This window comes from Ventrimonas sp., from assembly GCF_048380235.1.
Classification (GTDB): Bacteria; Bacillota; Clostridia; order Lachnospirales; family Lachnospiraceae; genus Brotaphodocola.
In genome coordinates this window covers 44,815-52,837 of record NZ_DBFCCJ010000080.1, presented here as the reverse complement: position 1 = coordinate 52,837, position 8,023 = coordinate 44,815, and the positions used below count along the sequence as shown (strand labels likewise).

Below are 8,023 nucleotides of genomic sequence, written 5' to 3'. Positions count from 1 at the left end.
ACGCAGGGCGTGCGAGTTTGGGTCGCAGGTCTGACAATAAGCGGCGCAGTGAACAAAGCGCAAAATTCCACCGTTTCTGCGTTTCTGTACGCGGTTTCCGGAACTTCGGACCTTTTAGTGGTTCCGTCTCAATATTTTTATATTGTTATTCCCGCATCAGCAGAAATGCCCGGTACAGATTCAATGTTCCGTACCCCCACTGGGAATTGGGATAGCGGAACGCTTCCTTGCGTTCTGCCCCGCGGATGAGAATGGATTTTACGGAAATGCTGGTGAGGGTTGTGTCATTTCCCTGGGTGAACCCCCAGGAGAAGAGGCAGGCCACAGCTCCGGCGGTGATGGCGGCGGCTATGGAGGAGCCTGTTTTCCGGGTGAGAGAAATGGAGCTGGACGGCGGGACATCTTCACGGACGGCGCTGTCTGTCTGCCGGGGCAGGCGGGAAGTGCCGGGCAAAATCCCCGGTCCCTGCACGTTGACGCCGGGGGCAGCAAGGTCCGGCTTGATCTGTCCGGTGGCGGTGAAGCCGCGGCTGCTGTGGATGTAGAGGATGCCGGTGACATGATTGTATGTGCTGACGGTCAGAAGCAGCGGCGCATTTCCCGGATCGGTGATGGTGATGTCCGGGTCCGGACGGAGAAAGCCGGTGTCCTCCGCGAGAAATCCCTGCATGGGGAGCCAGATATGAAATTGCCCGGAGATAAGCAATGTGGGATAGACCCGGATATGCCAGATACCGGGAGCCGGAGCGGTAAAGCGCAGGAAGGCTAAAAAGCGCCCGGAGGAGGATTCGGTGATCTGATAGCTGATAAAAATGCTGGAAGCATCAAGCTTAAAAGAGAATGTATTTTCCTCACCCACAGACATGGGAACCCGTTCGATGACTTCCCCGGAGGGCGAGATGAAGCCTAATGTGTAAAGCTCCGAGGCATCGGCCCACAGCTCCATGGAAAAGCCGGAGGTGGAATCAGCCACGCGAAGCTCTACATCATCATAGTTCTGATCCGGGGAAAGCTTCCCCAGATAGTGACGCCGGAATCCGGATTCATTGCCGGCCCCGGTGACGCAGGCGAAGCCCCGGGTTCCGCTTAAGGCCTGCAGCTGCATGGCAAGGGGAGAGATTCCGCTGTGGCTTCCCTGGCTGGTGCCTACACCGAGGCAGAGTACCAGAGGCATCCGGTACTGTCCGGCTACACCCAGCAAAAATGCGGCTGCGGTCATGATATCATTTTCCTGGTAAGCGTCAGCGTCAGCCGCCACTGCAAAGAATTCCCGCAGATACTGCTTGGCAGGCTTTAACCGGACCACCGCCAGCATGGCATCCGGCGCGGCACCGGAAAATGCGGACGGGTTCTGTATCTGGCGGCCTGCGGCAACTCCGGCCAGAAAGGTACCGTGTCCGTTGGTATCAGTGGATGGCACCAGCTCAAAAGGATTTTCCGAGGCCAGGGCACGGTTTATCTCTTCCCGGCGGTAGACGGTGCCGTAGAATGGCTGAAATCCTGCCACCGGCTCAGGCGGATTTTCGCTTTCCAGGGTCTGATCCCAGATGCGTAAGATCCGACTGGTGCCGTCCGGATTTTGAAACAGTGGATTTGTATAATCGATCCCGGTATCGATCAGCCCGATCAGGACGCCCTGGCCGGTGCTCATGAGATTTGGCTGGGAAAAGACCGGGAGGATTCCGGAGGCTTCCGGTGCCGTAGTATCCTGAAGACCGTAAAGCTTGGGAATCGCTGAGTAGGTGTGATGCGCGAAGCTTAAAGGGAGGACACCGGAAAGCGGCACATGGACAATGGCGTATTCCTGGCTTACCAGATTCACACACCGGGTCCGGGCCAGCTCATAGAGCGATTCTACAGCCCGCGGAGAATAGCGGACGATGAAATCGGCAACATCTTCTGAGGCGGGTGAAATATTGCAGGAAATCATGGAAACTCCCAGAGGTTTTTCCTGATAGTATATGACGAAAGATCAGAACTGTTACGGATAGATTGCGATTTGACGGCATTGCGTTTCAATAGTACAATAAGAGTAACTGCGCGGCAGCCTGCCGCTTTCAAAATCGCAGGAATTTTTGAAAATAAGGAGGAATCTGTCTATGCTCTATACAGGAATCATTGCAGCACTTTCATCACTGGATCTGGGGATCAAATGGCTGATCGAACAGGAAAAACCGGAAGAGTTCCCGAAGCCGCTGCCGCATACAAAAGGAAAAATCCTGCTGTACCGGAATCACAACGCCGGTTTTCCCTTCGGCTTTCTGGAGCAGCACGCAGAGCTTGTGCGGATGCTGCCGTTGGCGGTGATCTCAGGACTGGCCGGTTTTCTGGCTGCGATCCTTCCGCAGAAAGGAAAAATCGTACAGAAATTCGGCATTGCTGTCATTCTTGGCGGCGCTGTCAGCAATCTTTATGACCGCATGATCCGTCACTATGTGGTGGACTATTTCAGCATTCAGTGTGGAAAACTGAAGAAGGTTGTCTTCAATCTTGGGGATATCTTTGTATTTCTTGGCTCCGGCATTCTGTTCGGAGCGGAGATCGTAAAGGAAATCCGGGGGATGCTGCCGGAAAAAACTCCTGTTGACAGCAGTCGTGAAACCATGTAAAATCGAATGAAAATAAAAAAGGAGCGAAATATTTCTATGTTAGATTCTGGAGACAGTACGGGCATACAACTGGCGGCGGTTTTGATCCTGCTGATGCTGTCAGCGTTTTTCTCCTCGGCGGAGACTGCCCTGACTACGGTAAACAAGATGCGGGTGCGTACTCTGGCAGAGGGTGGTGACAAGCGTGCAGCCATGGTGGCGGCAGTCATCGAAGATCCGGCCAAGATGCTCAGCACCATTCTGATCGGCAACAACATTGTGAATCTGTCAGCCTCTTCCCTGATGACAACCCTGACCATGCGCGTGTTCGGCAATGCGGCGGTTGGCGTGGCCACCGGTGTGCTGACACTGCTGATCCTGGTATTCGGTGAGATCACGCCAAAGACCATGTCCACGCTGTATGCGGAGAAAATCTCTTTTGCCTATGCAGGTGCCATCCATGTGCTGATGGTGGTTCTGACTCCGGTGATCTTCATTGTCAATAAGCTGTCCATGGCAGTCCTCTTTCTTTTGCGTGTAGACCCCAACAAAAAGCAGGATCCCATGACAGAGGATGAGCTTCGGACGATCGTGGAAGTAAGCCATGAGGAAGGCGTTATTGAGAGCGAAGAAAAGAAGATGATCAACAACGTATTCGATTTCGGGGATGCTGTGGCCAAGGATGTTATGGTGCCGCGTATCGATATGGTCATGGTAGATGTGAACGCAACCTTTGACGAGCTCATGGAGCTGTTCCAGAATGAACGCTTTACCCGTATCCCGGTTTACGAGGAAAATACGGACAATGTCATCGGCATTGTGAATATGAAGGATTTTATTCTGTTTGATCATGAAAAGGAAAAGAATTTTTCCATCCGTGATTATCTGCGCCAGCCGCTCTATACCTACGAATACAAGAAGACGGCCGAACTGATGCTGGAGATGCGAAAAACCTTCAACAATATCGTGATCGTACTGGATGAGTACGGTGCTACGGCAGGTCTCATTACCCTGGAGGATATGCTGGAGGAGATCGTGGGAGAAATCCGTGACGAGTACGATCAGGATGAGGAAGACGAGGTCAGGGAGGTCAGTCCAGATGAATATCTGGTCAACGGTTCTGCCAAGCTGGATGACTTAAATGACCGTCTGGGGCTGGAGCTGGAGTCTGAGGATTATGATTCCATCGGCGGTCTGGTGATCGGCCTGTTAGATCATCTGCCGGAAGAGGGCGAGGAAGTCGATTACGGGAATCTTCATCTAAAAGTAGAGGAGATGGACAAAAACCGGATCGGAAAGATCCGTCTGCAGATCCACCATCCGGAAGAGACAGAAGATGGAGAACCGGAAAAAACAGAGGAACACGAATAAAACAGCGAAAAAGAAGAGGATGCAGCAAACTGGTTCCGACACGTAACGGATCCGGATTTGCGGCATCCTTTTTTTGTTTCATAGGAAATTGCGTCCTATGAAACAAAAAAGCGCTCCGCAGGGATGCGCACTCGGCGCAAAGGCATATTCTTTTTCGTGTCAGCTTAAAATTCCGCCTATCATGCCGCCGGCCGCGCAGCAGGCCAGAACCGGGAGCATTCTGGTAAGTTCCGGCATCTGACCGTGGCGCAGCAGGACAGACGCGGCAAGGAGGGCTAGAAAATAAAGCATTCCAGTGAGCAGCCCCCAGAAAAATCTCCGTGTACGCAGCGCCTTGCCGCAGAGCAGGCCGCCTGCGAGGCAGGAGATGACATAGAGGGCGTAGACGGCTGGAGTGATCTGGGATTCCTTTAGCTTGAGCCGGTACAGGACGAGGGTCAGGATGAATAAAAGCAGGGCAGATAAGAGATAAGAGGCAAGCAGGGAAATTAAAACGGCTTTCGGGCGGGATGGAAGCATAAAACTCCTCCTTTTCGGGAATACTCTGATTGCTTCATTTTATTCCGGGCTGTCCTCAGATATACGCGATATAAAATGGCTTAAATACTAAGAAAATCAGGCGGAAAATTACAAAAATATCCTTGACATGCCATCATCAAACGGATATAATGATATGGCGTGCGAAAATCGCAGGATTTTTTGATGCGCAAAAAGCTGAAAAGAATTACAGCAACCAACAGACAATATCACAGGAGGTGAAAGGAATGCCAACATTCAACCAGTTAGTGAGAAAGGGAAGACAGACCGCAGAAAAGAAGTCTACCGCACCGGCTCTGCAGAGAGGATACAACTCCTTACAGAAGCGTGCAACCAGCACTTCTTCTCCGCAGAAGAGAGGTGTCTGCACCGCAGTTAAGACTGCAACCCCGAAGAAGCCGAACTCTGCACTTCGTAAAATCGCCAGAGTACGTCTTTCTAACGGTATCGAGGTAACCAGCTACATCCCGGGCGAGGGACACAATTTACAGGAGCACAGCGTAGTATTAATTCGTGGTGGTCGTGTTAAGGACCTTCCGGGTACCAGATACCACATCATCAGAGGTACTCTTGATACCGCAGGCGTAGCCAACAGAAAGCAGGCTCGTTCCAAGTACGGCGCTAAGAGACCGAAAGACGCTAAGAAGAAATAATAAGTAACAGCTTACACTAGTAGTACCACTAACGTAAGTAAAAGTAGTTAGTGCCGGGATGATATTGCCTGTGGTTGCAGGAATAGATAGAACCGTGCGCGAACACATTTTTATGGAAACATGTGAGTACCTATGAATTAATTTCTATAATTAAGGAGGGAAGTAACGTGCCACGTAAAGGACATATTCAGAAAAGAGATGTATTAGCAGATCCTTTATACAACAACAAGGTTGTAACCAAGCTGATCAACAATATCATGCTTGATGGTAAGAAGGGTGTTGCACAGAAAATCGTATACGGTGCATTTAATCGTGTAGAAGAGAAGAGCGGCAAGCCGGCTCTGGAAGTCTTCGAAGAGGCTATGAACAACATCATGCCTGTTCTGGAGGTTAAGGCAAAACGTATCGGTGGTGCTACCTATCAGGTGCCGATCGAGGTTAAGCCGGAGAGACGTCAGACTCTTGCACTTCGCTGGATCACCATGTTCTCTCGTAAGAGAGGCGAGAAGACCCAGGAAGAGAGACTGGCAAACGAGATTATGGACGCAGCAAACAACACTGGTGCATCTGTAAAACGTAAAGAAGACATGCATAAGATGGCAGAGGCTAACAAGGCCTTCTCCCACTTCAGATTCTAATAGGAGGAAAAAGCTTTGGCTGGAAGAGAATATCCGTTGGAGAGAACCAGAAATATTGGTATCATGGCTCACATCGATGCTGGTAAGACCACTTTGACTGAGCGTATCCTGTATTACACTGGTGTAAACTACAAAATCGGTGATACTCACGAAGGTACTGCTACCATGGACTGGATGGAGCAGGAGCAGGAGCGTGGTATTACCATTACTTCAGCAGCTACTACCTGTCACTGGACCATTCATGGCCAGGACAACCGTCCGATCAAAGGACAGCCGGAGTATCGTATCAACATCATCGATACCCCAGGTCACGTAGACTTCACTGTTGAGGTAGAGCGTTCCCTTCGTGTACTGGACGGCGCTGTCGGCGTGTTCTGTGCAAAGGGTGGTGTAGAGCCGCAGTCCGAGAACGTATGGCGTCAGGCTGATACCTACAACGTACCGCGTATGGCATTCATCAACAAGATGGATATCCTGGGTGCTAACTTCTACGGCGCAGTAGAGCAGATCCGTACCAGGCTTGGTAAGAACGCTATCTGCTTACAGCTCCCGATCGGTAAAGAGGACGAGTTCAAGGGCCTCATCGATCTGTTCGAGATGCAGGCTTACATCTACAACGATGATAAGGGCGACGACGTTACTGTTTGCGAAATCCCGGATGATATGAAGGATGATGCAGAGTTATATCACACCGAGCTGGTAGAGAAGATCTGCGAGCTGGATGACGATCTGATGATGCAGTATCTGGAAGGCGAAGAGCCATCTATCGAGGAACTGAAGAAAGTATTAAGAAAAGCTACCTGTGAGTGTACCGCTGTTCCGGTATGCTGCGGTAGTGCATACAGAAACAAGGGTGTTCAGAGACTTCTGAACGCAGTTATCGAGTTCATGCCGGCTCCGACCGATATCCCGTCTATCAAGGGTACCGATATGGACGGCAATGAAGTATTCCGTCATTCTTCCGACGAAGAGCCTTTCGCAGCTCTGGCATTCAAGATCATGACTGACCCGTTCGTAGGTAAACTGGCATTCTTCCGTGTGTACTCCGGTACCATGAATTCCGGTTCTTACGTTCTGAATGCTACCAAGGGCAAGAAAGAGCGTGTTGGCCGTATCCTTCAGATGCACGCTAACAAGAGACAGGAAATTGACAAAGTTTACTCCGGCGATATCGCTGCAGCAGTAGGCTTTAAGATTACCGGTACCGGTGATACCATCTGTGATGAGAATCATCCGGTTATCTTGGAGTCCATGGAGTTCCCGGAGCCGGTTATCGATATCGCTATCGAGCCGAAGACCAAAGCTGGTCAGGGCAAGATGAGTGAGGCACTTGCAAAACTTGCAGAGGAGGATCCGACCTTCCGTGCATCCACCAACCAGGAGACTGGCCAGACCATCATCTCCGGTATGGGTGAGTTACATCTGGAGATCATCGTAGACCGTCTTCTGAGAGAGTTCAACGTAGAAGCAAACGTTGGTGCTCCGCAGGTTGCTTACAAAGAGACCTTCACCAAAGCCGTAGACGTAGACAGCAAATATGCGAAGCAGTCTGGTGGTCGTGGTCAGTACGGTCACTGTAAAGTTCACTTCGAGCCGATGGATGCGAACGCAGAAGAAACCTTCAAGTTCGAGTCTACCGTTGTCGGCGGTGCTATCCCGAAAGAGTACATCCCGGCAGTTGGCGCTGGTATCGAAGAGGCTGCTAAGTCCGGTATCCTTGCCGGATTCCCGGTACTCGGTGTAAAAGCTACTGTATACGATGGTTCTTACCATGAGGTCGACTCTAACGAGATGGCATTCAAGATCGCCGGTTCCATGGCGTTCAAGGAGGCTATGCAGAAGGCAGGCGCTATCCTGCTTGAGCCGATCATGAAGGTTGAGGTTACCATGCCAGAGGAGTACATGGGTGATGTTATCGGTGATATCAACTCCCGTCGTGGCCGTATCGAGGGTATGGATGACTTAGGCGGCGGTAAGATCGTAAGAGCATACGTTCCGCTTTCCGAGATGTTCGGTTACTCTACCGACCTTCGTTCCAAGACTCAGGGACGTGGTAACTACTCCATGTTCTTCGAGAAGTACGAGCCGGTTCCGAAGTCCGTACAGGAGAAGGTTATCAACGAGCATAAGAAATAAAGTAATCTAATTTCCGAAGCAGAAGCTCCGCGGTTGTTTTTATCAGAAAACATGCCGCGGGGCGGCTGGCCGGAGTAGAGAAAAGGCTTGAAAATATTGC

The 8,023-nt window shown here is 50.9% G+C and carries 7 protein-coding genes; 5 read left to right on the top strand and 2 right to left on the bottom strand.

All coding sequences use genetic code 11. The features are described from left to right. Positions 1–145: 145 nt before the first annotated feature. Complete coding sequence (locus ACMP1L_RS13085; protein WP_418453283.1) at positions 146–1,930, bottom strand: S8 family peptidase; 1,785 nt, start codon at positions 1,928–1,930, stop codon at positions 146–148. A gap of 169 nt (positions 1,931–2,099) precedes the next feature. On the opposite strand from ACMP1L_RS13085, the gene ACMP1L_RS13080 reads away from it, so the two are divergent. Together ACMP1L_RS13080 and ACMP1L_RS13075 are read left to right on the top strand one after the other, a co-directional pair. After that, on the top strand, positions 2,100–2,609 hold the full coding sequence (locus tag ACMP1L_RS13080; protein ID WP_418453282.1) for a signal peptidase II: 510 nt from the start codon (positions 2,100–2,102) through the stop codon (positions 2,607–2,609). Between the two features lie 36 nt (positions 2,610–2,645). Continuing rightward, a complete protein-coding gene (locus ACMP1L_RS13075; RefSeq protein WP_177304437.1) occupies positions 2,646–3,959 on the top strand; it encodes an HlyC/CorC family transporter in 1,314 nt (437 codons plus the stop codon). A 159-nt stretch (positions 3,960–4,118) separates the two neighbouring features. On the opposite strand, the gene ACMP1L_RS13070 is transcribed toward ACMP1L_RS13075, so the two are convergent. Further along, positions 4,119–4,478, bottom strand: a complete 360-nt coding sequence (locus ACMP1L_RS13070; protein WP_118733060.1) for a TIGR04086 family membrane protein — start codon at positions 4,476–4,478, stop codon at positions 4,119–4,121. Between the two features lie 245 nt (positions 4,479–4,723). Between ACMP1L_RS13070 and rpsL the strand changes: the two genes are divergently transcribed. The 3 genes from rpsL to fusA all read left to right on the top strand — a co-directional run bounded on the left by rpsL (position 4,724) and on the right by fusA (position 7,923). Further along, positions 4,724–5,149, top strand: a complete 426-nt coding sequence (gene rpsL, locus ACMP1L_RS13065) for a 30S ribosomal protein S12 (protein WP_118733059.1) — start codon at positions 4,724–4,726, stop codon at positions 5,147–5,149. A gap of 167 nt (positions 5,150–5,316) precedes the next feature. Further along, positions 5,317–5,787, top strand: a complete 471-nt coding sequence (rpsG, locus tag ACMP1L_RS13060; RefSeq protein ID WP_118531413.1) for a 30S ribosomal protein S7 — start codon at positions 5,317–5,319, stop codon at positions 5,785–5,787. A gap of 15 nt (positions 5,788–5,802) precedes the next feature. Next, positions 5,803–7,923, top strand: a complete 2,121-nt coding sequence (gene fusA / locus ACMP1L_RS13055) for an elongation factor G (RefSeq protein WP_418453281.1) — start codon at positions 5,803–5,805, stop codon at positions 7,921–7,923. The last annotated feature ends 100 nt before the right edge of the window (positions 7,924–8,023 follow it).